This window comes from Pantoea sp. XAF26B01_ASV70 (genome assembly GCF_054512635.1).
Genome location: NZ_CM137251.1, coordinates 3,158,070 through 3,179,758, shown reverse-complemented (window position 1 = coordinate 3,179,758; position 21,689 = coordinate 3,158,070). Strand labels below are relative to the sequence as shown.

The 21,689-nt window shown below is 57.5% G+C and carries 18 protein-coding genes and 1 other annotated feature; of the genes, 12 read left to right on the top strand and 6 right to left on the bottom strand.

The genetic code is table 11. The annotated features are described in order from the left end of the window. Positions 1 to 45 precede the first annotated feature (45 nt). From ACX8ZY_RS15040 to htpG, 6 genes are all read left to right on the top strand, one after another. Entirely contained in the window at positions 46 to 435 is a 390-nt protein-coding gene (locus ACX8ZY_RS15040) for a DUF454 family protein (protein WP_010255914.1), read from the top strand. A gap of 144 nt (positions 436 to 579) precedes the next feature. Beyond that, positions 580 to 1,131, top strand: a complete 552-nt coding sequence (apt, locus tag ACX8ZY_RS15035) for an adenine phosphoribosyltransferase (RefSeq protein WP_010671221.1) — start codon at positions 580 to 582, stop codon at positions 1,129 to 1,131. A 158-nt stretch (positions 1,132 to 1,289) separates the two neighbouring features. Then, positions 1,290 to 3,389, top strand: coding sequence for a DNA polymerase III subunit gamma/tau (dnaX, locus tag ACX8ZY_RS15030; protein WP_158131943.1), 2,100 nt, complete (start codon positions 1,290 to 1,292; stop codon positions 3,387 to 3,389). Then, positions 2,731 to 2,792: a sequence feature (DnaX frameshifting element), on the top strand. It overlaps the preceding gene by 62 nt. Before the next feature lie 55 nt (positions 3,390 to 3,444). Beyond that, the gene (locus ACX8ZY_RS15025) at positions 3,445 to 3,777 is read left to right on the top strand and encodes a YbaB/EbfC family nucleoid-associated protein (protein WP_003850423.1); all 333 of its coding nucleotides are present in this window, start codon (positions 3,445 to 3,447) and stop codon (positions 3,775 to 3,777) included. Then, positions 3,777 to 4,382 carry a recombination mediator RecR gene (gene recR / locus ACX8ZY_RS15020; protein ID WP_003850420.1) on the top strand — a complete coding sequence of 202 codons (606 nt, stop codon included), beginning with the start codon at positions 3,777 to 3,779 and terminating at the stop codon, positions 4,380 to 4,382. The genes ACX8ZY_RS15025 and recR overlap by 1 nt, the downstream gene beginning before the upstream one ends. A gap of 97 nt (positions 4,383 to 4,479) precedes the next feature. Continuing rightward, positions 4,480 to 6,354, top strand: a complete 1,875-nt coding sequence (htpG, locus tag ACX8ZY_RS15015) for a molecular chaperone HtpG (RefSeq protein ID WP_421665062.1) — start codon at positions 4,480 to 4,482, stop codon at positions 6,352 to 6,354. Positions 6,355 to 6,436: 82 nt separating this feature from the next. Here htpG and ACX8ZY_RS15010 read toward each other — a convergent pair whose 3' ends face one another. Continuing rightward, positions 6,437 to 7,306 carry a LysR substrate-binding domain-containing protein gene (locus tag ACX8ZY_RS15010; RefSeq protein WP_022626103.1) on the bottom strand — a complete coding sequence of 290 codons (870 nt, stop codon included), beginning with the start codon at positions 7,304 to 7,306 and terminating at the stop codon, positions 6,437 to 6,439. Between the two features lie 186 nt (positions 7,307 to 7,492). Here ACX8ZY_RS15010 and ACX8ZY_RS15005 point away from each other — a divergent pair, with 186 nt between their 5' ends. The 4 genes from ACX8ZY_RS15005 to ACX8ZY_RS14990 all read left to right on the top strand — a co-directional run bounded on the left by ACX8ZY_RS15005 (position 7,493) and on the right by ACX8ZY_RS14990 (position 11,560). Further along, the gene (locus ACX8ZY_RS15005; RefSeq protein ID WP_010255933.1) at positions 7,493 to 8,353 is read left to right on the top strand and encodes a DUF6024 family protein; all 861 of its coding nucleotides are present in this window, start codon (positions 7,493 to 7,495) and stop codon (positions 8,351 to 8,353) included. Between the two features lie 129 nt (positions 8,354 to 8,482). Further along, the gene (adk, locus tag ACX8ZY_RS15000; protein WP_010671225.1) at positions 8,483 to 9,127 is read left to right on the top strand and encodes an adenylate kinase; all 645 of its coding nucleotides are present in this window, start codon (positions 8,483 to 8,485) and stop codon (positions 9,125 to 9,127) included. 113 nt (positions 9,128 to 9,240) lie between these two features. Then, positions 9,241 to 10,200 carry a ferrochelatase gene (gene hemH, locus ACX8ZY_RS14995; protein WP_406548668.1) on the top strand — a complete coding sequence of 320 codons (960 nt, stop codon included), beginning with the start codon at positions 9,241 to 9,243 and terminating at the stop codon, positions 10,198 to 10,200. Positions 10,201 to 10,258: 58 nt separating this feature from the next. Then, the gene (locus tag ACX8ZY_RS14990) at positions 10,259 to 11,560 is read left to right on the top strand and encodes an inosine/guanosine kinase (RefSeq protein ID WP_158131941.1); all 1,302 of its coding nucleotides are present in this window, start codon (positions 10,259 to 10,261) and stop codon (positions 11,558 to 11,560) included. Between the two features lie 593 nt (positions 11,561 to 12,153). On the opposite strand, the gene ybaL is transcribed toward ACX8ZY_RS14990, so the two are convergent. After that, positions 12,154 to 13,848, bottom strand: a complete 1,695-nt coding sequence (gene ybaL, locus ACX8ZY_RS14985) for a YbaL family putative K(+) efflux transporter (protein ID WP_187492920.1) — start codon at positions 13,846 to 13,848, stop codon at positions 12,154 to 12,156. A gap of 530 nt (positions 13,849 to 14,378) precedes the next feature. On the opposite strand from ybaL, the gene ushA reads away from it, so the two are divergent. Further along, the gene (ushA, locus tag ACX8ZY_RS14980; protein ID WP_158131940.1) at positions 14,379 to 16,145 is read left to right on the top strand and encodes a bifunctional UDP-sugar hydrolase/5'-nucleotidase UshA; all 1,767 of its coding nucleotides are present in this window, start codon (positions 14,379 to 14,381) and stop codon (positions 16,143 to 16,145) included. Positions 16,146 to 16,179: 34 nt separating this feature from the next. Here the strand turns inward: ushA and ACX8ZY_RS14975 are convergent, their stop codons facing one another. Then, a complete protein-coding gene (locus tag ACX8ZY_RS14975; RefSeq protein ID WP_010671229.1) occupies positions 16,180 to 16,611 on the bottom strand; it encodes a multidrug/biocide efflux PACE transporter in 432 nt (143 codons plus the stop codon). Between the two features lie 89 nt (positions 16,612 to 16,700). Here ACX8ZY_RS14975 and ACX8ZY_RS14970 point away from each other — a divergent pair, with 89 nt between their 5' ends. Further along, the gene (locus ACX8ZY_RS14970) at positions 16,701 to 17,570 is read left to right on the top strand and encodes a LysR family transcriptional regulator (protein ID WP_158131939.1); all 870 of its coding nucleotides are present in this window, start codon (positions 16,701 to 16,703) and stop codon (positions 17,568 to 17,570) included. Here ACX8ZY_RS14970 and ybaK read toward each other — a convergent pair. The 3 genes from ybaK to copA all read right to left on the bottom strand — a co-directional run bounded on the left by ybaK (position 17,567) and on the right by copA (position 21,608). After that, a complete protein-coding gene (gene ybaK, locus ACX8ZY_RS14965) occupies positions 17,567 to 18,046 on the bottom strand; it encodes a Cys-tRNA(Pro)/Cys-tRNA(Cys) deacylase YbaK (RefSeq protein ID WP_158131938.1) in 480 nt (159 codons plus the stop codon). The genes ACX8ZY_RS14970 and ybaK overlap by 4 nt on opposite strands. Before the next feature lie 173 nt (positions 18,047 to 18,219). Next, the gene (locus ACX8ZY_RS14960) at positions 18,220 to 19,023 is read right to left on the bottom strand and encodes a TraB/GumN family protein (RefSeq protein WP_064704609.1); all 804 of its coding nucleotides are present in this window, start codon (positions 19,021 to 19,023) and stop codon (positions 18,220 to 18,222) included. 71 nt (positions 19,024 to 19,094) lie between these two features. Continuing rightward, positions 19,095 to 21,608, bottom strand: a complete 2,514-nt coding sequence (copA, locus tag ACX8ZY_RS14955) for a copper-exporting P-type ATPase CopA (protein WP_158131937.1) — start codon at positions 21,606 to 21,608, stop codon at positions 19,095 to 19,097. Positions 21,609 to 21,689 lie beyond the last annotated feature (81 nt).

Below are 21,689 nucleotides of genomic sequence, written 5' to 3'. Positions count from 1 at the left end.
AATTGTGCTAACGTACGCTGATGAGGAAAGAGTTGGGCGGCATTCATGCAACGCATTCTGTTATTAACCCTCGGCTGGCTGGCGATTGTGCTGGGGACGCTGGGCATTGTATTACCTTTATTACCTACCACGCCATTCATGCTGCTGGCGGCCTGGTGTTTTGCCCGTTCATCGCCGCGTTTTCATCACTGGCTGCTGTGGAAATCGCCATTTGGCCGCTATCTGCGTCACTGGCAGCAGCATCGCGCGATGCCGCCAGGGGCTAAAGTACGCGCTATCTGCCTGATAGTCGCAACCTTTAGTCTCTCACTCTTCCTGGTGCATCAGCTCTGGGTACGCATCATGCTGCTGATCATGCTGGCGGCGCTGCTGCTGTTTATGTGGCGTATTCCGGTGGTGGCAGAAGCAGCGGACGCACCGCCGCCGCCGCGATAAAGTTGCATTTAGCCGGTCATTTGCTTAGATTTGGGCGTCTTCGTGCGTGGCTTCCCTTTGTGAATTGACTTCCGCTGAGCCTGTTATCAGGTATTAGCGCTTTTGAAGCTGCGCGAAACAGAATTTTTTACCAGGCGTATCATTATGACCGACACTGCGCAGCAGCTTGAATTCATTAAAAACAGCATTAAAAGCATTCCCGATTATCCTAAGCCAGGCATCCTGTTCCGCGATGTCACCAGCCTGCTGGAAGATCCCAAAGCCTATGCCGCGTCGATTGCGCTGCTGGTTGAGCGTTACCGTAATAAAGGCATCACTAAGGTGGTGGGGACGGAAGCGCGCGGTTTCCTGTTTGGTGCACCGGTGGCGTTAGGCCTCGGCGTCGGTTTTGTTCCGGTGCGTAAGCCCGGCAAACTGCCCCGTGAAGTCTACAGCGAATCCTATGAGCTGGAGTACGGCACCGATAAGCTGGAATTGCACAAAGATGCCATCCAGCCAGGCGATCTGGTGCTGGTGGTTGACGACCTGCTGGCGACCGGCGGGACGATTGAAGCGACCGTTAAACTGATTCGTCGTGCAGGCGGTGAAGTTAAAGACGCGGCTTTCATTATTAATCTGTTCGATCTGACCGGAGAAACGCGTCTTAATGCCATGGGCGTTGAGAGCTACAGCCTGGTTAAATTCCCCGGCCACTAAGCCACTCTTTCGGCCTTGCCATCCGGCGAGGCCGTCACGCCTTCGGCGTCAAGATAACGAGTGCCAGCCAAAAGCGTAGCTGATAGACTACTGCAATCTTATACAGGGGTTGCAGAGCGTCTGCGCTCATCTTTCCATCCAACTTCGTCGAACTCCACATGAGCTATCAGGTACTTGCGCGAAAATGGCGTCCCCAGGCTTTTGCTGATGTTGTCGGTCAGGAACATGTTCTGACGGCGCTGGCGAATGGATTGTCTCTGGGACGCATCCATCATGCTTATCTCTTCTCCGGCACCCGCGGAGTAGGGAAAACCACTATTGCGCGTCTGCTGGCCAAAGGCCTTAACTGCGAAACCGGTATCACTGCCACCCCCTGTGGTCAGTGTGATAACTGCCGTGAAATTGAGCAGGGCCGCTTTGTCGATCTGATTGAGATCGACGCCGCATCGCGTACCAAAGTTGAAGATACCCGCGATCTGCTCGACAACGTGCAGTACGCCCCGGCGCGTGGCCGCTTCAAAGTCTATCTGATCGATGAAGTGCATATGCTGTCGCGTCACAGCTTCAATGCGCTGTTAAAGACGCTGGAAGAGCCCCCTTCACACGTTAAATTCCTGCTGGCGACCACCGATCCGCAGAAACTGCCGGTGACCATTCTCTCGCGCTGCCTGCAGTTCCACCTCAAAGCGCTGGATGTGGATCAAATCCGTCAGCAGCTTGAGCATGTTCTGAAGCAGGAACAGATTGAGAGTGAAACCCGGGCGCTGCAGCTGCTGGCGCGGGCTGCCGATGGCAGTATGCGCGATGCGCTGAGCCTTACCGACCAGGCCATTGCCATGGGGCAGGGCGCGGTGACCAGCAGTACGGTCAGCGTCATGCTCGGCACGCTGGACGATGAACAGCCGCTGGGGCTGCTGGAAGCGCTGGTCGACGGTGACGGTCAGCAGGTGATGAATCTGTTGAGCCAGGCCGCGTCACGGGGTGTGGAATGGGAAGCGCTGCTGGTAGAAATGCTGCGCCTGCTGCACCAGATTGCGATGGTGCAACTGCTGCCGACCTCGCTTAATGACGATGATGAGAGTAACGCCCTTCGCTTGCGTGAACTGGCGCGGGTGGTGCCGCCCGCCGATCTGCAACTCTATTATCAGACCCTGTTGATGGGCCGCAAGGATCTGCCGATTGCGCCCGATCGTCGCATGGGTGTGGAGATGACGCTGCTGCGTGCACTGGCGTTTCATCCTAAAGCTGCCGTAGCTGAACCCATTGCGCGTCCCGCATTAACTCAGCAGACGGCGCCTGTCGCCCCTGCGCAGACATCACCGGCAGCATCCGGCCCATCACCGCTAGCACGGCAACCGGCAGCACAGCCAGCTTCACCGTCACCTGCTGCCGCTGCGCCGCCGTCGCACACCGCGTCGCCCGTCGCACAGCAGACTCAACAGCAGATGCCGGAGCAGACGCAGCAGCAGGTTGCTGCTCAGCCGCAGATGGCCGCGCCCGATGCTGCACCGCAGCATTCGCCGTCGCCTGACGTTGCACCTGACACCGCACTCTCCAGTTCCACCAGTCAGCTCCTGCAGGCGCGCACTCAGTTGTTGCGTCAGGGAGCGAACAAGCCAAAAAAGCGTGAGCCGGCAGCGCCAGGTGCGCGGCCGGCCAACTCCGCGCTGGAGCGGCTGGCCTCGGTCACCGAGCGCAGTCAGCAGCGTATCCGCGATCGCGAGCCTGCCGCCCCGGTAAAAGAGGAAGCGTACCGCTGGAAAGCGGTTAATCAGCCGGTGGAAGTGGCGGAGCCGGTGGCGACGCCAAAGGCCTTGCGTTCTGCGCTGGAGCATGAGAAAACCCCTGAGCTGGCGGCGCGTCTGGCCGAAGAAGCGCAGCAGCGCGATCCCTGGGCCGCAGAGATTGCGATCCTGCCGCTGCCGAAACTGGTGCAGCAGCTGGCGTTAAATGCCTGGAAAGAGACCACCGAAAGTGGGGTCTGCCTGCATTTGCGTAGCAGCCAGCGTCACCTTAATTCACCGTCGGCGCAGCAGGTATTAAGCGATGCGCTGAGTCAGCATGCCGGGCAGAGAGTTGAACTCTCGGTAGTTGAAGACGATAATTCATCGGTGTTGACGCCACTTGAATGGCGTCAGGCCATTTACGAAGAGAAACTGGCGCAGGCGCGTCAGTCCATCACCTGTGATACCCACATCCAGACGCTGCAGCGCTTTTTTGATGCCGATCTGGATGAGGAGAGTATCCGACCTGTTTGAACACGCTGCTGCTATCTTAACGATAGCGTTGTAGCCTCAGCTGAGAGAGAAAACTATGTTTGGTGGTAAAGGCGGATTGGGCAACCTGATGAAACAGGCCCAGCAGATGCAGGACAAAATGGCCAAGGTTCAGGAAGAGATTGCCGCGATTGAAGTGACCGGTGAGTCTGGTGCTGGCCTGGTAAAAGTCACCATTAACGGCGCGCACAACTGCCGTCGCGTGGAAGTCGATCCCAGCCTGCTGGAAGATGACAAAGATATGCTGGAAGATCTGATTGCAGCCGCGTTCAACGATGCGGCACGTCGCATTGATGAAACCCAGAAAGAGAAGATGGCTTCTGTCTCTTCAGGCATGCAGCTGCCACCAGGCTTTAAGATGCCGTTCTGATGCAAACCAGTCCACTGCTTGAATCTTTGATGGAGTCGCTGCGCTGTCTGCCCGGCGTTGGGCCGAAGTCGGCACAGCGCATGGCGTTCCAGCTGCTGCAGCGCGATCGCAGCGGTGGCATGCGGCTGGCGCAGGCGCTGACCCGGGCGATGTCGGAGATTGGACACTGCGCCGATTGCCGGACATTCACCGAGCAGGAAATTTGCACCATCTGCGCCAATCCACGGCGTCAGCAGAATGGTCAAATCTGCGTGGTGGAAAGCCCGGCGGATATTCACGCCATTGAGCAAACCGGCCAGTTTGGCGGTCGCTACTTTGTGCTGATGGGACATCTCTCGCCGCTCGACGGCATCGGTCCGGCTGATATTGGCCTGGATCGTCTGGAGCAGCGACTGGAGAGTGAAACCCTGCAGGAAGTGATCCTCGCCACCAACCCGACGGTGGAAGGCGAGGCGACCGCGAACTACATCGCGGAACTCTGTGGTCAGTATGGCGTCGACGCCAGCCGTATCGCGCACGGCGTACCGGTGGGCGGTGAGCTGGAGATGGTTGATGGCACCACGCTGTCCCATTCACTGGCGGGCCGCCAGAAGTTTAAATTTTAATCACTTGCCGGTGTTGTGACAGACACCGGCTTGAAAATCTCCCTGTCACCCCCACATCAACCTCAACGTTTGTTCAACCTGTTTTGTTGAGGTAGCAATGACCATGAAAGGACAAGAGACCCGTGGCTTTCAGTCGGAAGTAAAACAACTTCTGCACCTGATGATCCATTCTCTCTATTCAAACAAAGAAATTTTCCTGCGTGAGCTGATCTCCAACGCCTCGGATGCGGCAGACAAACTGCGCTTCCGTGCCCTGTCAGATTCCAGCCTGTATGAAGGTGATGGCGAGCTGCACGTTCGTCTCTCTGTTGATAAGGACAACCGTACCATTACGCTCAGCGACAACGGTATCGGTATGCGTCGCGATGAGGTCATTGAGAACCTCGGGACTATCGCCAAGTCAGGCACCAAATCCTTCCTTGAGTCCCTGGGCTCCGATCAGGCGAAAGATAGCCAGCTGATTGGTCAGTTCGGTGTCGGTTTCTATTCTGCATTCATCGTGGCGGATAAAGTCACTGTGCGTACCCGTGCCGCGGGCGCGTCAGCCGAAGAAGGCGTGTTCTGGGAATCCGCAGGCGAGGGCGAATATACCCTGGCTGAGATTGAGAAAGCCGATCGCGGTACCGAGATCACCCTGCATCTGCGCGAAGGCGAGGATGAGTTCCTGGATGCATGGCGCGTGCGCAACATCATCAGCAAATATTCCGATCACATCGCGCTGCCGGTTGAGATCGAAAGCAAAGATGAAGAAGGCGAAGGGACACACTGGGAGAAGATTAACAAAGCCCAGGCGCTGTGGACCCGCAACAAATCTGAGATCAGCGACGAAGAGTACAACGAGTTCTACAAGCATATCGCCCACGATTACAGCGATCCGGTCGCCTGGAGCCACAATCGGGTGGAAGGTAAGCAGGAATATACCAGCCTGCTCTACATTCCGGCGCGTGCGCCATTTGATATGTGGAACCGCGATCAGAAACATGGCCTGAAACTCTACGTACAGCGCGTCTTTATCATGGATGACGCTGAGCAGTTTATGCCGAACTATCTGCGCTTTGTGCGTGGCCTGATTGACTCCAACGATCTGCCGCTGAACGTCTCCCGTGAGATCCTGCAGGATAGCCGCGTGACCCAGAGTCTGCGCGCCGCGCTGACGAAGCGTACCCTGCAGATGCTGGAAAAACTGGCGAAAGATGACAACGAGAAATACCAGACCTTCTGGAATGAGTTTGGTCTGGTGCTGAAAGAGGGCCCGGCGGAAGATCACGCTAACCAGGAGACGATCGCTAAGCTGCTGCGTTTCGCCACTACCCAGAGCGAAGGTTCAGCACAGACCATTTCGCTGGAAGATTACGTCAGCCGCATGGTGGAAGGTCAGGAGAAGATTTACTACATCACCGCTGACAGCTATGCCGCCGCGAAGAGCAGCCCGCATCTGGAACTGTTCCGCAAAAAAGGCATTGAGGTGCTGCTGCTCTCCGATCGCATCGACGAATGGATGATGAGCTATCTCACTGAGTTCGATGGTAAAACCTTCCAGTCAGTCAGCAAAGCGGATGAATCGCTGAGCAAGCTGGCGGATGAAGAGACTGAAGAGCAGAAAGAGGCGGAAAAAGCGCTGGAGCCTTTTGTTGAGCGGGTGAAAACTCTGCTGGGCGAACGTGTGAAAGAGGTGCGTCTGACGCATCGCCTGACCGATACTCCGGCGATTGTCACCACCGACGCCAACGAGATGACCACGCAGATGGCGAAGCTGTTTGCCGCGGCCGGACAGGAAGTGCCGGAAGTGAAGTACCTGTTCGAAATCAACCCGGATCATCCGCTGGTGAAAAGTGTTGCGGATACGCAGGATGAAGCACGCTTCGGTGAGTGGATTGAGCTGCTGCTGGATCAGGCCTTGCTGGCCGAGCGCGGCACGCTGGACGATCCTAACCAGTTTATCCGCCGCATGAACCAGTTGCTGACCGCATAATGGTAACAGGCCGGTGGTTTTCACCGGCCTCAGACGGCTGATAAAGCCACAGCATCAAGCCGGTGACCCTCACCGGCTTTTTTTATGGTTTTGCGGCATCCTGCAGCCAGTCGCGAAACAGGCTGATCTCCGTATCGTGCCGACGGCTCTGTTTTGTCATCATCCATGTGGCCCGCTCGACGCGTACAAAGCCAAGCGGCGCAAGCAGCGTGCCATCCTCCAGCTCTTTGCGTACCAGCAAACGCGGTGCCATCAGGACGCCAAGACCACTTCGTGCAGCCTGAATCCCCAGTGTCAGACTCTCAAAATGCTTTCCGCCGTTAAAGCGGCCACTGACCCCAGCTTTGTCCGCCCACTCTGACCAGGCGTGCAGCCGGGTATCCGCATGCAGCAGGGGCATCGCGGCCAGATCCTCGCCGACCCGCAGTTGCGAAGCAAAGTGAGGTGCGCAGAGCGGCCCAATCTCATCCTCGCTGACCAGCGTGGCGTCTATGTCAGATTCAGGGGGCTCGCCGTGACTGAGGATCAGCACATCCACATGTTCGCTGCGCAGTTGCGAGATCTGCGTCAGCGGCTGGAAGTGAACCTCAATCTCCGGATAGCGTTGATAAAAACTGGCGATACGGGGAATCAGCCATTGCGACAAAAAGCTGGGGGCGCAGGAGACCCGAATCTGCTGAAGCAGCCCGGTACGAATGCTTTCGCAGCTGCTGCGCAACTCACTGAACGCCTGCTGACAGCTCAGCAGCAGACGTTCACCGTGTGAGGTCAGTTTCACGCGGCCATGGCTGCGGACAAAAAGTGGTTTGCCCATCCAGCTCTCCAGCTGGCGAATCTGATGGCTGATGGCGCTGTGCGTAACATGCAGATGTTCAGCCGCCACGCTAAAACTGCTGTGTAAGGCTGCCTGGTGAAAATAGTGCAGCGCTCTCAGTGGCGGCAGTCCGTTCATCCTCTTCCCCTGTGCAAAAATCTAACAGGGATTGTCAATTTATATCATTTTAAAGTCCAGCCGCATTGACCTACTCTGTAGGGCAAATTCTGGCGGGTTGACTCAGCCTTATATCTGTGATTTTTCAGGGTATTCCGCCTCGCTTAACCAGCGTTCACGCCGCACACTCCCCGAAGCGAGACAACCATGGCACACCGCTCTTTATCCTCTGAAACTTCAGCAGAGGCGCGCCATCGGTTACGCCTGGCGCTCTCACGTTTTTACCGGCTGGAGCAGTTCGATCTCTTCTTCGCGCCCTCGCTGCATGTGGCGCAGGTCCTTCTTTCTCAGCTCTTTCTGCGGCAGGAGCAGGCGCGCAATCAGCACCGTTACGCCTCGCACTTTCCGGTAACCGAACTCAACATCCTGCCAGCAGTTCCGCTGATCGCGGGCAGCATCATGCTGGTACCGCATGTCGAATTGCCCAATGGCCGCGTGCGTCCGCTGCGGGATTGCCAGAACCAGGGTGTGACGGAGGCGAGCGAGAGTTTTGCCAGCGTGCTGCATCAGAAACTGATCGACGAAGCCCATCTGTTTGTCACCCGACTGGATCGCCACGCTGAGATCTGCAGCGATCTGGTGCTGGTGGCGTTGCGGACCCATGACTTCAGTACGCTGGTGCGCAGCGAACTGCGGCTTTTCGAACAGGGGCTGACCCTGACCGCCACGCATGAGGCACTGCGCCGCTTCGACGATCCGCACTGGCGGCCTTACAATGCCGCCACCGTCGATGCGCTCTCCCTGTCAGACCCGCTGCCGCTGAACTCCTGCCATCAGCCCGGTTTGCCGTTTGCCAGCTTTAATGTCCCGGCCTCCGTGATCACATCGCTTTCAGATGCGGAAGATGTGGTGAAATGGCCGCAGCAGGCGCGGCTGCTGCTGAATGCTAACGTGCGCGGCAGCGGCAAAAAAAGCGTGAATATGACCCATCATCTGAGCCGACGACTGCAATTCCTGCTCGGCTCAGGCGGTAAATCTGAAAAAGCGTCCGGCAGGCCAGGCGGGTAGGGGGCAGGGCCAAAAAGCAGCTCAGGTCGCCCTGCGCGATCCGCGCCCTTCCTTGTGATGAGCGGGTCATAATGGTATGTTCTTTCGCTTCTAAGATAGATCAATGCGATTCGCAAGGGGATTTACGCAATGCGTATTATTCTGCTCGGAGCTCCGGGCGCAGGTAAGGGGACTCAGGCCCAATTCATCATGGAGAAGTATGGCATTCCGCAAATCTCCACCGGCGACATGTTGCGTGCAGCAGTAAAAGCAGGCAGCGAGCTGGGCAACCAGGCGAAAGCCATTATGGATGCTGGCAAACTGGTGACCGATGAGCTGGTGATTGCGCTGGTCAAAGAGCGTATCACCCAGGAAGACTGCAAAAACGGTTTCCTGCTGGACGGTTTCCCGCGCACCATTCCTCAGGCAGATGCAATGAAAGAGGCCGGGATCACCGTTGATCACGTGCTGGAGTTCGCCGTACCGGATGAACTGATCGTTGAGCGTATCGTGGGCCGTCGCGTTCACACGCCATCAGGCCGCGTTTATCACGTCACTTTTAATCCACCGAAAGTGGAAGGCAAAGATGATGTGACCGGCGAAGAGCTGACCATGCGTAAAGACGATCAGGAAGAGACCGTGCGTAAGCGCCTGGTGGAATATCATCAGATGACCGCGCCGCTGATTGCTTACTACAGCAAAGAAGCGGAAGCGGGCAACACTGCCTATCACAAAATCGACGGCACCCGTAAGGTGACCGAAGTCAGTGCCGAGCTGGCTAAGATCCTGGGCTAAGTTCACAGGGGCCGGTATTACTGGCCCCTTTTGCAGTAATCGCTTTTACCTCCCACTAATTCCGCTACAATTTCCCCGTTTTCACGCATCCCCGTTGTTATCAAGGAACTCAAATGAGGCAAGATAAGGCCGGCGTATTATTGGTTAATTTAGGTACGCCAGACGCGCCCACCACACCTGCAGTTAAACGCTATCTGAAACAGTTTTTAAGCGATCCGCGCGTGGTCGATGCGCCGCGCTGGCTCTGGTGGCCGGTTCTCAATGCCGTTATTCTGCCGTTTCGCTCGCCGCGCGTCTCTAAGCTCTACTCATCGGTCTGGATGGAAGGCGGTTCACCGCTGCTGGTTTACAGCATGCGTCAGCGCGATGCGCTGGCGGCACGGGTCGATATGCCCGTCGAGGTGGGCATGAGCTACGGTAATCCCAGCCTGAAAAGCGCGGTTGATAAGCTAATGTCGCAGGGCGTGACCCGCCTGATTGTGCTGCCGCTCTATCCGCAATTCTCCTGCTCCACCGTGGCGGCAGTGTGGGATGGCCTGACCGCGGTATTCAAAGATTACCGCTCGCTGCCTGATGTGCAGTTTATCCGCGACTACGCCGAACATCCGGCCTATATCGCCGCGCTGAAAGCGACGGTGGAGCGATCCTTTGAGCGGCACGGTCAGCCCGATCTGCTGGTATTATCCTTCCACGGCATTCCGCAGCGTTTTGCTAACGAAGGCGATGACTACCCGCAGCGCTGTGCGGATACCACGGCGGCCCTGATCAAAGCGCTGGGCCTGCGTGATGATCAGTATATGATGACCTTCCAGTCGCGTTTTGGTCGTGAGCCGTGGCTGATGCCCTACACCGATAAAACCATGGAAAGCCTGCCCGCTAAAGGGATCAAACATGTTCAGGTGATGAGCCCGGGCTTCTCGTCAGACTGCCTGGAGACGCTGGAAGAGATCAGTGGTGAAAACTGCGAAATCTTCATGCATGCCGGGGGTGAGAAGTTTGAGTATATCCCTGCGCTGAACGCCGATGAGGCGCATATCGACATGATGGTGCAACTGGTCGACGCACGCCGTTAAAGCGCAGGCGGAGAGTGTGATATCATTCTCTGCCTGTTTTTCCAGACGGCACCTCCCGATGAAATTTCCCGGCAAACGCAAATCCAAACACTACTTTCCTGTCAGCGCACGCGATCCCCTGTTACAGCCCGCCCAGCACGATGTTGATGCAGGCAGCTGGGTGGTGGGTATCGACCAGACGCTGGTGGATATCGAAGCCAAAGTCGATGACGCTTTTCTCGCACGTTATGGCCTGAGTGCCGGGCACTCGCTGGTTATCGATAATGCCGTCGCGGAAGCGTTGTACAACGAGCTGATGCAGGAAGCGCTGATCACCCATCAGTTTGCTGGTGGCACCATCGGTAACACGCTGCATAATTTCTCGGTGCTGGCCGATGACCGCTCCGTGCTGCTGGGCGTCATGTGCAATAACATCCAGATTGGCGGCTACGCCTATCGCTATCTCTGTAACACCTCAAGCCGGGTCGATCTTAACTATCTGCAGGGCGTGGATGGCGCCATTGGACGCTGCTTTACGCTGATTGGCGAACATGGCGAGCGAACCTTTGCTATCAGCCCCGGCCAGATGAACCAGCTGCATCCGGATAACGTACCGGAAGAGGTGATCGCCGGAGCCTCTGCGCTGGTACTGACCTCCTATCTGGTGCGCTGTGCCGAAGGTGAACCGATGCCACAGGCAACGTTACGGGCGATTGAGTATGCCAAACGCCACAACGTGCCGGTGGTGCTGACGCTGGGCACCAAACATGTGATTGGCGACAACCCTCAGTTCTGGCGCGATTTCCTGCGCGAGCATGTCAGCATCGTGGCGATGAATGAAGAGGAAGCGCTGGCGCTGACCGGCGAAAGCGATCCGCTGCTCGCCGCCAATATGGCGCTGGACTGGGTCGATCTGGTGCTGTGTACTGCTGGCCCGATTGGGCTCTATATGGCGGGTTACACCGAAGAAGAGTTCAAACGCAAAACCAACCATCCGCTGCTGCCTGGCGCGATTGCTGAATTCAACCAGTATGAGTTCAGCCGGGTGATGCGGCAGCAGGATTGCCAGCAGCCGCTGCGCATTTTCTCGCACATCGCGCCTTATATGGGCGGACCGGAAAAGATCATGAACACCAACGGCGCCGGAGATGGTGCGCTGGCGGCGTTACTGCATGACATCACCGCCAACAACTATCACAGCCTGAATGTGCCGAACTCCAGCAAACATACGCGTCCTTATCTGACCTACTCATCGCTGGCGCAGGTATGTAAATATGCTAACCGCGTCAGCTACCAGGTGCTGAATCAGCATTCGCCGCGTCTGACCCGCGGTCTGCCGGAGCGGGAAGACAGTCTGGAAGAGTCTTACTGGGATCGGTAAAGCTGGCAGCTGCCGCGCATAAAAAAGCCCTTCTGAACAGAAGGGCCTTAGAAGACTGGCAACGTCTGGCTCGGTTAGCGATGAGATCGAGCCTGCTCAGGGAACACGGTCAGATCGGAAAGTCGGTTAAGCCATCCATGGCCGCTCGGCCCGCACGACTACGTACCTCATCCCTGAGGTGCGCCCGTCGCCGGGCCAACGCATTGCGTTGTTCAAAAACGCTCCCGGCGTTTTTAGTACGCACCTCATCCCTGAGGTGCACCCGTCGCCGGGCCAACGCTTCGCGTTGTTCAAAAACGCTCCCGGCGTTTTTAGTACGCACCTCATCCCTGAGGTGCGCCCATAGCCGGGCCAACGCTTCGCGTTGTTCAAAAACGCTCCCGGCGTTTTTAGTACGCACCTCATCCCTGAGGTGCGCCCGTAGCCGGGCCAACGCTTCGCGTTGTTCAAAAACGCTCCCGGCGTTTTTGTCCCGGTCGGCGGGACGCTTTCCTCTTCTGCCCGTGTTCCCTGCGTGTTGAGTTTATTCATTGCAGTAAAATTCACCCTGATTTTGATAGATCAGTAGGCTGCCAGGTTTTGCTTAACACGAATCAGCGCACGACATCGCAGGGCTGTAAATCTTCGCCCTGGGTCATCTCATCCTGCAGGATTTGCAGCATACTGCTGGCAATCTCACGTTCACCCATCACCACACGGGTGGCACCCCGTTCCATGATGTACTCGACTTCATCGTCATAGTGGGCGCGGGCGATAATCTCGATATTCTGATGTCTTTCACGCGCGGCTGTGACTACTTCACCCGCTTCATAGCCATTCGGAATAGTCAGTAACAGCCAGCGCGCGCAGTCGAGTCGGGCCAGTTCCATGGTGTCAGCGCGGGCTGCATTACCCAGCACCGCCTTAATACCGCGCTCGCGCAGCGCTTCAACACGCGCGCGGGAGTTTTCAACCACCACCAGCGGAACATTGGCTTCAAGCAGCTTCTGACCAATCAGACTGCCCACCCGGCCGTAACCCACAATCACCGCGTGATTGCAGAAATCCACCGGGATCTGCTTCTCTTCTTCAATCGCCTCTTCCAGCGTCTGCTCTTCCATCGTCTCCGTTTTCGCCAGGAAACGCTCCAGCAGGGTAAACAGGATCGGATTAAGCATAATCGACAGGATGGCGGCGGCCAGCACCAGGTTGCGGCCCTCGTCAGTCAGCAGGCCCAGCGAGATACCCAGACCGGCCAGAATAAAGGCGAATTCACCAATCTGCGCCAGACTAACCGAAATGGTCAACGCCGTACGACGTGAATGGCCGAGCAGCGACACCAGCAGCCAGGCGGCGACCGATTTACCCACCACAATAATCACCAGCGCGCCCAGCACTGCCAGCGGCTGCGTCACCAGAATCGACGGGTCAAACAGCATGCCGACCGAGACAAAGAACAGCACGGCAAAGGCATCACGCAGCGGCAGCGTATCGCGCGCGGCGCGGTGGCTCAGTTCCGACTCGTTCAGCACCATACCGGCAAAGAAAGCGCCCAGCGCAAACGAAACATCAAAGAATTCAACAGCACCAAAGGCGATGCCCAGCGCCAGCGCTAATACCGCCAGAGTAAACAGCTCACGCGAGCCGGTGGCGGCGCTGCGGGCGAGGATCCAGGGGACGGCACGCCGTCCCACCACCATCATCAGCACCATAAAGGCGGCGACTTTGCCGATGGTCCACAGCAGGTCCCAGGCCAGCAGTCCGGCACTGGCGTTGCCCTGTTCCATCATGCCGGCAATCGCAGGCAGCAGCACCAGTGTCAGCACCATCACCAGATCTTCAACAATCAGCCAGCCAATCGCAATCTGCCCGCGCTGGCTATCGATCAGTTGCCGCTCTTCAAGCGCGCGCAGTAACACCACGGTACTGGCGGTAGAAAGGCAGAGACCAAACACCAGGCCGGTCATCCACGACCATCCCATTGTCCACGATAAGCCCATTCCCAGTAACGTCGCGACCGCGATCTGTGCGATGGCACCGGGAATGGCTATCGACTTTACCGACATGAGATCTTTCATTGAGAAGTGCAGGCCGACACCAAACATCAGCAGGATAACGCCGAGTTCTGCCAGTTCAGGAGCCAGATTGGTATCGGCAACAAAGCCGGGGGTAAAAGGGCCAGCCAGCACGCCTGCCATCAGGTAGCCAACCAGGGGCGAAATACGCAGGCGGTTTGCCAGCATCCCAAGGAGAAATGCCAGAACCAGTGCTCCGACAATGGTAGTGATCAACGGTGTGGTGTGATGCATGCCTGTCTCCTTGTATACAAATGTATCCGCTTGTAACAAATGAGTTTAAAACAAAATCTATTCTTTCGCTGAGCAATTTGCGGGAATACCCTAAAAAAGCAGGAAAAAAAGTCAAATGCACAATCGAAAGGGTGTTTTTGTTCATTATCCATAATATTGGCTGATTTGACGGTTTAAAGCGGTCCGGGTAAATAAAAATTAGCATCCCTAAATGCCGTGGGTATGACACAAATAAGGGTTAAATGCGCGCACAGACAGGGTAAAGCTCGTCAGCGGCACTTTTGCAGGGGTAAACAACTGGTTAACATCAGGCCTGGCTACCCGTTCTGGTTTATCCGGAACAAACCAGTCTGACGCGGGCGCGGCCTTGCGGCTATTGTCATGCTCAGCAAAAGCGGTCCGGAGATAAAAAGAGCGGCATACAGAGACAGGCGAATGTGCGTTGGCCTTGAGTTCGCCGGGGGAATGTGCGACACAGTGGGGCAAACCGGCAGAAAATCGGGCCAGACGGCAAATTAAGGAGAATCACAGTGTTGTTATCTAAATGGACAGGGGCGGGCGTGGCACTACTGGTGGCCCTGATGCCGCTGTTTTCACAGGCCGCCCAGGCCGATCGCACCTATCGTTTCAGCCTGCTGCACACCAACGATGAGCATGGTCATTTCTGGTTTACTGAGCAGGGTGAATATGGTCTGGCGGCGCAGAAAACCTTGATGGATACGATGCGCTACGATGTGCAGTCCAGAGGCGGCGGCGCATTGATTCTCTCTGCCGGTGATGTGAACACGGGCGTACCGGAGTCCGATGAGCTGGATGCTGAACCCGATTTTCGCGCGATGAACCTGATTGGCTATGATGCCATGGCGCTGGGCAACCATGAGTTCGACAAGCCCATCGCGGTCCTGCGCAAGCAGGAGAAGTGGGCGCGATTCCCGCTGCTCGCCGCTAACGTTTATCAGAAAAGTACCGGTCAGCGCCTGTTTAAGCCCTGGGCGGTATTCAACCGTCTCGGGCTGAAAATTGCGGTGGTCGGGCTGATCACCCCGGACACGGCGAAACTGGCTAACCCGGCGGGTCTGACAGATACCGAGTTCCGCGATCCGATTGCGGAGGCGGAGAAGGCGGTGGCCGAACTGCGCGCCACAGAGAAGCCGGACGTGATTGTCGCGCTGACCCACCTTGGTCACTATGACGACGGTAAGCATGGCAGCAATGGCATTGATGACGTCACCCTGGCGCGCAGCCTGCCTGCCGGCACCATCGATCTGATTGTGGGTGGTCATTCGCATGATGCGGTCTGCATGGAAAAAGAGAACGTCAGCGTCAAAAATTATCAGCCGGGCCAGCCCTGCAAACCCGATCAGCAGAACGGGATCTGGATTATGCAGGCGGATAAATGGGGCAAATATGTCGGACGTGGTGACTTCACCTTCCGTAACGGGCAGGTGACGCTGGAGGCTTATCAGCTGGTGCCGGTCAACCTTAAACATCAGATAAAGAACGCGGATGGCAGCGAAACCTGGCTCACCTGGCAGGAAGAGATCCCGAAAAACACCGCCATGATGAAACTGCTGATGCCATTCCAGAAACGGGCTGAGGCGAAGTTAACCGTGAATGTCGGCAGCGCCGACGGCAGCTTCAGCGGTGAAAAAGAGCAGGTTCGCTTTGAGCAGACGAATCTTGGCCAGCTGATTCTGCGCGCACAGATGGCGCACACCAAAGCCGATTTTGCGGTGATGAGCGGTGGCGGTATTCGCACCTCGCTGAAATCGGGCAAGCTGAGCTGGCGTGACCTGCTGCAGGTCCAGCCGTTTGGCAATCAGGTGGTCTCGGTCAGCCTGACCGGGGCGGAGATCAAAAAATATCTGGATGTGGTCGCTAATATTCAGCCTGACTCAGGCGGCTACGCCCAGTTTGCCGGTATCAGCCTGACTGCAGACGGTAAACATGTCAGCGACGTCAGCATTAACGGTAAACCGCTGCAGGATGCGCAGCATTATCGCATGGCAACCAACAGCTTCAATGCGGCTGGCGGCGACGGTTATCCGCGTCTGGATAATCATGCGGGTTATCTCAACAGCGGGGCAGTCGATGCGCAGGTGTTGCGTGACTGGATCAAGACGCACTCGCCGGTCAAAGCCAGCGACTATCAGCCGAAGGGGCTGATTGTGCATCTGACCGATGAGCAGATCCGGGCGCGGGATGAGGCTGCGGAAAAAGCGCGGAAGCGTAACTATCCCAAAATGATCCTGGCGTGGATCTGGCCGTGGGGGAATGAAACAGCCGCCACGCATTGAACTGACCGGGAGGCGCTTGCGCCTCCCGTTTTTCTTACGCCCGGCAGGCGTGACGTCTGATCCAGCGCTCGCGCAGTTTGTCCCACACCCAGTTGTAGGCCATGGTATAGGGCAGGAAGAAGAGGAAAAAGGCCACTTCGACCAGGAAAGCCTGACCCAGAGAGATATCCAGCATCCAGGCGGCAATGGGCAGACCAATCAGGATGAATCCGCCTTCAAATCCCAGCGCATGTAATACACGCACGCCCGGGCCACGTTTCTGGCCTGGCGCATAGAGGCGATCAAATCCGCTGTTGTAAATCATGTTCCATAGCATCGCGACCGTAGAGAGCATAATCGCCAGCGATCCCATCTGAAACAGCGGTTTATTCATTGCCCATGCCGCCAGCGGCGAAACGGTCAGAATCGCCAGCGTTTCAAAGCAGACAGCATGAAGAATACGTTCTTTAAGTGAGCGGGTACGCATTGTGAGTTCTCCTTCAATAATGCGGCGCATTTTCACACGTCAGAATGCTAAGATAAAATGAACACCTATCGAAAAAAGCGATGGTTCAGATGCGTTACTCCCCGGAATCCCTTGAGGCTTTTATGCAGACTGTGGCGAGCGGTTCTTTCTCTGCCGCTGCGCGCGCGCTGGGTAAAAGTCAGTCCACCATCAGCGCGGCGGTAGCCAGTTTTGAAGACGATCTCGGCTTTGCGCTGTTTGAACGGGCAGGTCGGCAGCCGGTCCTCACCGAGCAGGGACGCCGCGTTATTCCTCAGGTTCAGCAGATCCTGGCGGCCAGCGAGCGGCTGGATGCGCTGGCGATACGGCTGTCGCAGGGCGTTGAACCCCGGCTCAGTTTTGCCATGTCAGACTTCTGGCAAACCGATCATCACGAGCATCTGCTCAGGCAATTTGATGCCCGTTATCCGGAGATTGAACTGGAGGTCATGATTGCCGAGGATGGTGATGTGCTGGATCTGCTGCAGGCCGGGCGGGTACATCTGGGCGTGGTGCGGGCACAGCCCAATCTGCCGGTGGATATTGCCGTGGCGCGACTGCAGGTGGAAGCGCAGATGGCGGTCTTTTTACATCGCGATCATCCGCTGGCCCAGCTTAAGACCCTGAGCGAGAGCGAGCTGGAAGGGGTTCGTCACCTGCGATTAAATACCTGGGTTGAGGCATCTGAACCCGCGCCAATGGGGCGCATCTGGTCGGCACCGACCTATCTGTTACTGCTGGAGATGGCGGAGCAGGGATTTGGCTGGACGATTCTGCCGCGCTGGCTGGTGAAACAGTTTGGTCATGGCGTTCTGAAAGAGTTGTCGATGCCGGGCTGGCCGCAGCATATCGCCATTGAGGTGGTCTGGTCACGCCGTACGCCGCCCGGTCCGGCGGGTCGCTGGATGATCGATCAGCTCTGCGCCCAGCCTCGGGTTTAGCCGTGGCGGGCGATATCCGCAAACGGAGCGTCCAGCAGTCGTGAAAGATCCCGGGGAGCCAGTTCGATATCCAGTCCACGCTTGCCGCCTGAGATAAACATGGCGTCAAACGCGCTGGCTGAGTGGTCGATCACCGTAGGCAGCCGTTTTTTCTGGCCCAGCGGACTGATGCCGCCCACCAGATAGCCCGTGACTCGCTGCGCCAGCTGTGGGTCGGCCATATCCGCTTTCTTCGCGCCCAGCGCTTTTGCCACCTTCTTCAGATCCAGTTGCGTCGATACCGGCGTAATCGCCACTGCCAGCTGTTTTGCCTCGCCATTCAGCGTCACCAGCAGCGTCTTATAGACCTGGCGCGCATCCAGATTGAGTTTACGTACTGCTTCGTCACCAAAATGGGTTTCGCTGCTGTCATGCTCATAGGGATGCAGGGTGAAGCTGACTTTTTGTTTTTCCAGCAATTTTACGGCGGGCGTCATACAGGTTCCTTACTAAGAATAATCTTATTACGCAGAATCGTGAAAAAAGGTGGCGAAACTTTGTTCTTTGAGTGAAAATTAGCCGCGCGCCAGCAATCTGATTGCTGAGCGATAACCAAAATCATAAACAAATTCCTCTTTGACGGGCCGATAATATTATCGGCTCTCTTTTTTCAGGGCTTCTTCAGCATCTCAGGCAGGTTATCTTCGCCGTAGAGATGCAGAGCACCGACTGCCACCACATAGTTTCCCGCTGATAATCCCTGAAGCCGGTCACGCCACTGCGCATTTCGCTGACCGATCAACGTATCATTCAGCGCCTGGCTGAAGGTGGCGGGCAGGGTGATTTCCGGCTGGCGTGGCGGCGTATCGAGCCACCAGCTCACCATCATCTGCAGCAGGCGCGCATTGGTGTGCCAGTGCAGCAGCGTATCCTGCAACAACGCCATGCCGTCATCCGGCAGCGCAGTCAGCAGGGCGATCTGCGCCTCTGCGCCTTCCAGTTCAATCACCGGTTTGTTCAGACCTTTCGCGGCCTGCAACAGCTGATAATCGATGCCGTAGTCAGGTCGCAATCCCAGCCTTTGTGCCTGCTGCGCCTGTAACATCAGCGCCACCTGCCAGGCGGGCAGATTATCAAACAGGCTCAGATTGAGGCTCATCTCCTGACAGAGTGCGGTGAGCGTTTGCATCGCGTGGCTATCCAGCCGGGTGGAAAGCGCGGGACGATCGCCGTGGTGATCAAAGGGTGAACCACCCTGCGTAATATCCGCTTCCACAATCAGTGCATCCGCCTGCTGCAACTGACGCAGCAGACGGGCGGGCAACGGCTGCATGTCGCGCGTTCCCATATGGATGCTGCCGACCAGATGCAGCTGACGATCGCCAAGCCGGACATCCATCGCAGGCCAGCGGTAACTGGCGGGAAAAAGTTGGCTGATAAAGCCGCGCAGTGAGCGCCAGATGTTGCCTGTCATTCCCGGTCCTTTGCGATTCAAAACCCCATGCTAGCGACTTCAGCGCGTGAAAAACAGCGCTGAAACGGCGATCACTCGCGTGGTGGCCGGTAACGCAGCAGGCGGTTAGCATTGCTGACCACGGTAATGGAGGAGAGCGCCATCGCTGCACCCGCCACAATCGGGCTGAGCAGGGTACCGGTCAGCGGATAGAGCACACCCGCTGCCACCGGAATGCCGATGCTGTTATAGATAAATGCCCCAAACAGATTCTGCCGGATATTGCGCAGCGTCGCGGAAGAGAGCGCTAACGCGTCCGCCACGCTGTTCAGGTCGGCACGCATCAACGTGATGCCCGCGGTTTCCACCGCCACATCGCTGCCGCCACCCATGGCAATGCCCACATCGGCCTGCGCCAGTGCGGGCGCGTCATTGATGCCATCGCCTACCATCGCGACGCGACGACCCTGCTGCTGTAAGTGTTCAATTGCAGCCGCTTTGCCTTCCGGCATCACGCCCGCAATCACTTCATCAATACCGACCTCGGCAGCAATGGCGCGCGCGGTATTTTCATGATCGCCGGTCAGCATAATCAGGCGATAACCCTGCTGATGCAGTCGCTTCAGGGCTGCGCTGCTTTCTGGCCGAAGCTGATCGCGCAGCGCGATAAGCCCGGTTAGCTGGCCCTGCTCAGCCAGTAACACCGGCGTTGCACCCTGTTGCGTCAGCCGCGCAATCTCTGCTTCCGCCGCCTGGTAATCGACGCCGTTATCCTGCATCAGCGCGGCATTACCCAGCAGCAGCGTTCTGCCATCCAGACTACCGCTGACCCCTTTGCCGCGTATTGTACGAAATTGCGCTAACAGAGGCGGCTGGGTCAGTTTCGCTTCGGCGACAATCGCTTTTGCCAGCGGATGGCCCGAGGCGAACTCCAGCGCAGCCGCGGTCGCTAACACTGATTCACGGGTGGCATCCCCCCAGACCTGCACGTCACTGACCTGCGGCCTGCCGGCAGTGAGTGTGCCGGTTTTATCAAACACCAGGGTGTCGATTTGGCTGGCGCGCTGCAAGGCATCGGCGTCGCGCACCAGCACCCCCAGCTCGGCGGCGCGGCCAACACCAGCAATAATCGACATCGGCGTCGCCAGGCCCAGCGCACAAGGACAGGCGATAATCAGCACGGTTGTCGCGATCACCAGCATGTAGGCAATTTGTGGCTGCGGCCCGAACAGATACCACACTGCGCCGCTGAGCAGTGCGATCAACACCACCACCGGGACAAAAACGGCGGAGATGCGATCCGCCAGACGGCCCACATCCGGTTTACTGCTCTGCGCCTGACGCACCAGCCGGATAATGCGCGACAGGGTGGTGTGATTACCCGTCGCCCGGGCGATAAATTCTACCGAGCCATCCTGCACCAGGGTGCCGGCAAAGATGGCTGCGCCCGGGGTCTTGCTTTGCGGCACCGCTTCGCCGGTCAGCATCGCTTCATCAAACCAGGCTTCACCCGTGGCGATTTCGCCATCGACCGGTACCCGATCACCGGTGACCAGGCGCAGCGTCATGCCGGGCTGCACTTCGCTGACCGGAATCAGCCTGTCGCCCTGTTGATCAACCTGCCGCGCCTGGGCTGGCGTCAGATCCAGCAATCTTTCCAGCGCTTTAGAAGATCGCTGACGCGCCCGCTGCTCCAGGGCATGCCCCAGATTGATCAGGCCCAGGATCATGACGCTGGCTTCGAAATAGAGATGGCGCGCCTGTGGCGGGAAAAAGTCGGGCCACAACACCACGCTAAAGGAGTAAATCCAGGCGGCGCCTGTGCCGAGTGCCACCAGCGTATCCATGGTGGCGCTGCCATTGCGTAAACTGCGCCAGGCACTGCGATAAAAATGGCTGCCGGTGACGATCATGATCAGCAGAGTCACGATGCCCAGCGTCAGCCAGACGCCGTGGTTGTGATCGGTGAGCATCATGTTGTCGCCCACCATGCCCCAGATCATCAGCGGCAGGCCAAACGCCAGGGCGACAGCAGCCTGCCAGCTGAAACGCCGCATCGCGCTGCGGGCGCTGAGCTGCTGCTTCTCCCGTCGCTCCTGCTCGTCATCCACTACCTGCGCGCCATAACCCGCGGCATCGACGGCCGCTACCAGCTGCTGCGGATCAGCGTCGCCCAGCACCAGCGCACTGCGTTCGCCGAGATTGACGCGCGCCTGGCTGACGCCTGCGACCTGCTGCAGTGCTTTTTCCACCCGGCTCACGCAACTGGCGCAGGTCATGCCCTCAATCAGCAGCATATGGGTGGGGAGGGTTGTTCCTGCCGGACGGGAAGCAGTCTCCGTTGTCAGCGCCTCCGGCGGCGGCTCTGATGCTGTCAACGGTTCAGACTTTGGGGAAGCGTCCGCGGTTTTCAGCGTCGCGTGATAACCCGCCTGCTCCACGGTGGCGATCAGCGCGGCCGCATCTGCGTGACCGGAAACCTGCGCTTCCTGTTGGGTCACGTCGGCCTGGTCAACATCATCGCGTTGTTCCAGTGCCTCTTTGACACGTTTGACACAGTGGCCGCAGGACAAGCCGTCCAGTGCCAGAGAAATAGTGTGTGACATAATCAACTCCTTCTGTAATCCCATTTGACCGATTGGTCATTTTCGATTCATGCTTAAGCATAAACCTTCCATCAAGGGGAA

Coding starts and splice junctions, on each gene's coding strand:
- recR (WP_003850420.1), top strand. CDS start 3,777: ATGCAAACCAGTCCACTGCTTGAATCTTTGATGGAGTCGCTGCGCTGT.
- ACX8ZY_RS15005 (WP_010255933.1), top strand. CDS start 7,493: ATGGCACACCGCTCTTTATCCTCTGAAACTTCAGCAGAGGCGCGCCAT.
- ACX8ZY_RS14970 (WP_158131939.1), top strand. CDS start 16,701: ATGCGTTACTCCCCGGAATCCCTTGAGGCTTTTATGCAGACTGTGGCG.
- hemH (WP_406548668.1), top strand. CDS start 9,241: ATGAGGCAAGATAAGGCCGGCGTATTATTGGTTAATTTAGGTACGCCA.
- ACX8ZY_RS15040 (WP_010255914.1), top strand. CDS start 46: ATGCAACGCATTCTGTTATTAACCCTCGGCTGGCTGGCGATTGTGCTG.
- adk (WP_010671225.1), top strand. CDS start 8,483: ATGCGTATTATTCTGCTCGGAGCTCCGGGCGCAGGTAAGGGGACTCAG.
- ACX8ZY_RS14990 (WP_158131941.1), top strand. CDS start 10,259: ATGAAATTTCCCGGCAAACGCAAATCCAAACACTACTTTCCTGTCAGC.
- dnaX (WP_158131943.1), top strand. CDS start 1,290: ATGAGCTATCAGGTACTTGCGCGAAAATGGCGTCCCCAGGCTTTTGCT.
- ACX8ZY_RS15010 (WP_022626103.1), bottom strand. CDS start 7,306: ATGAACGGACTGCCGCCACTGAGAGCGCTGCACTATTTTCACCAGGCA.
- apt (WP_010671221.1), top strand. CDS start 580: ATGACCGACACTGCGCAGCAGCTTGAATTCATTAAAAACAGCATTAAA.
- ybaL (WP_187492920.1), bottom strand. CDS start 13,848: ATGCATCACACCACACCGTTGATCACTACCATTGTCGGAGCACTGGTT.
- ACX8ZY_RS15025 (WP_003850423.1), top strand. CDS start 3,445: ATGTTTGGTGGTAAAGGCGGATTGGGCAACCTGATGAAACAGGCCCAG.
- ACX8ZY_RS14975 (WP_010671229.1), bottom strand. CDS start 16,611: ATGCGTACCCGCTCACTTAAAGAACGTATTCTTCATGCTGTCTGCTTT.
- ACX8ZY_RS14960 (WP_064704609.1), bottom strand. CDS start 19,023: ATGACAGGCAACATCTGGCGCTCACTGCGCGGCTTTATCAGCCAACTT.
- ybaK (WP_158131938.1), bottom strand. CDS start 18,046: ATGACGCCCGCCGTAAAATTGCTGGAAAAACAAAAAGTCAGCTTCACC.
- htpG (WP_421665062.1), top strand. CDS start 4,480: ATGACCATGAAAGGACAAGAGACCCGTGGCTTTCAGTCGGAAGTAAAA.
- copA (WP_158131937.1), bottom strand. CDS start 21,608: ATGTCACACACTATTTCTCTGGCACTGGACGGCTTGTCCTGCGGCCAC.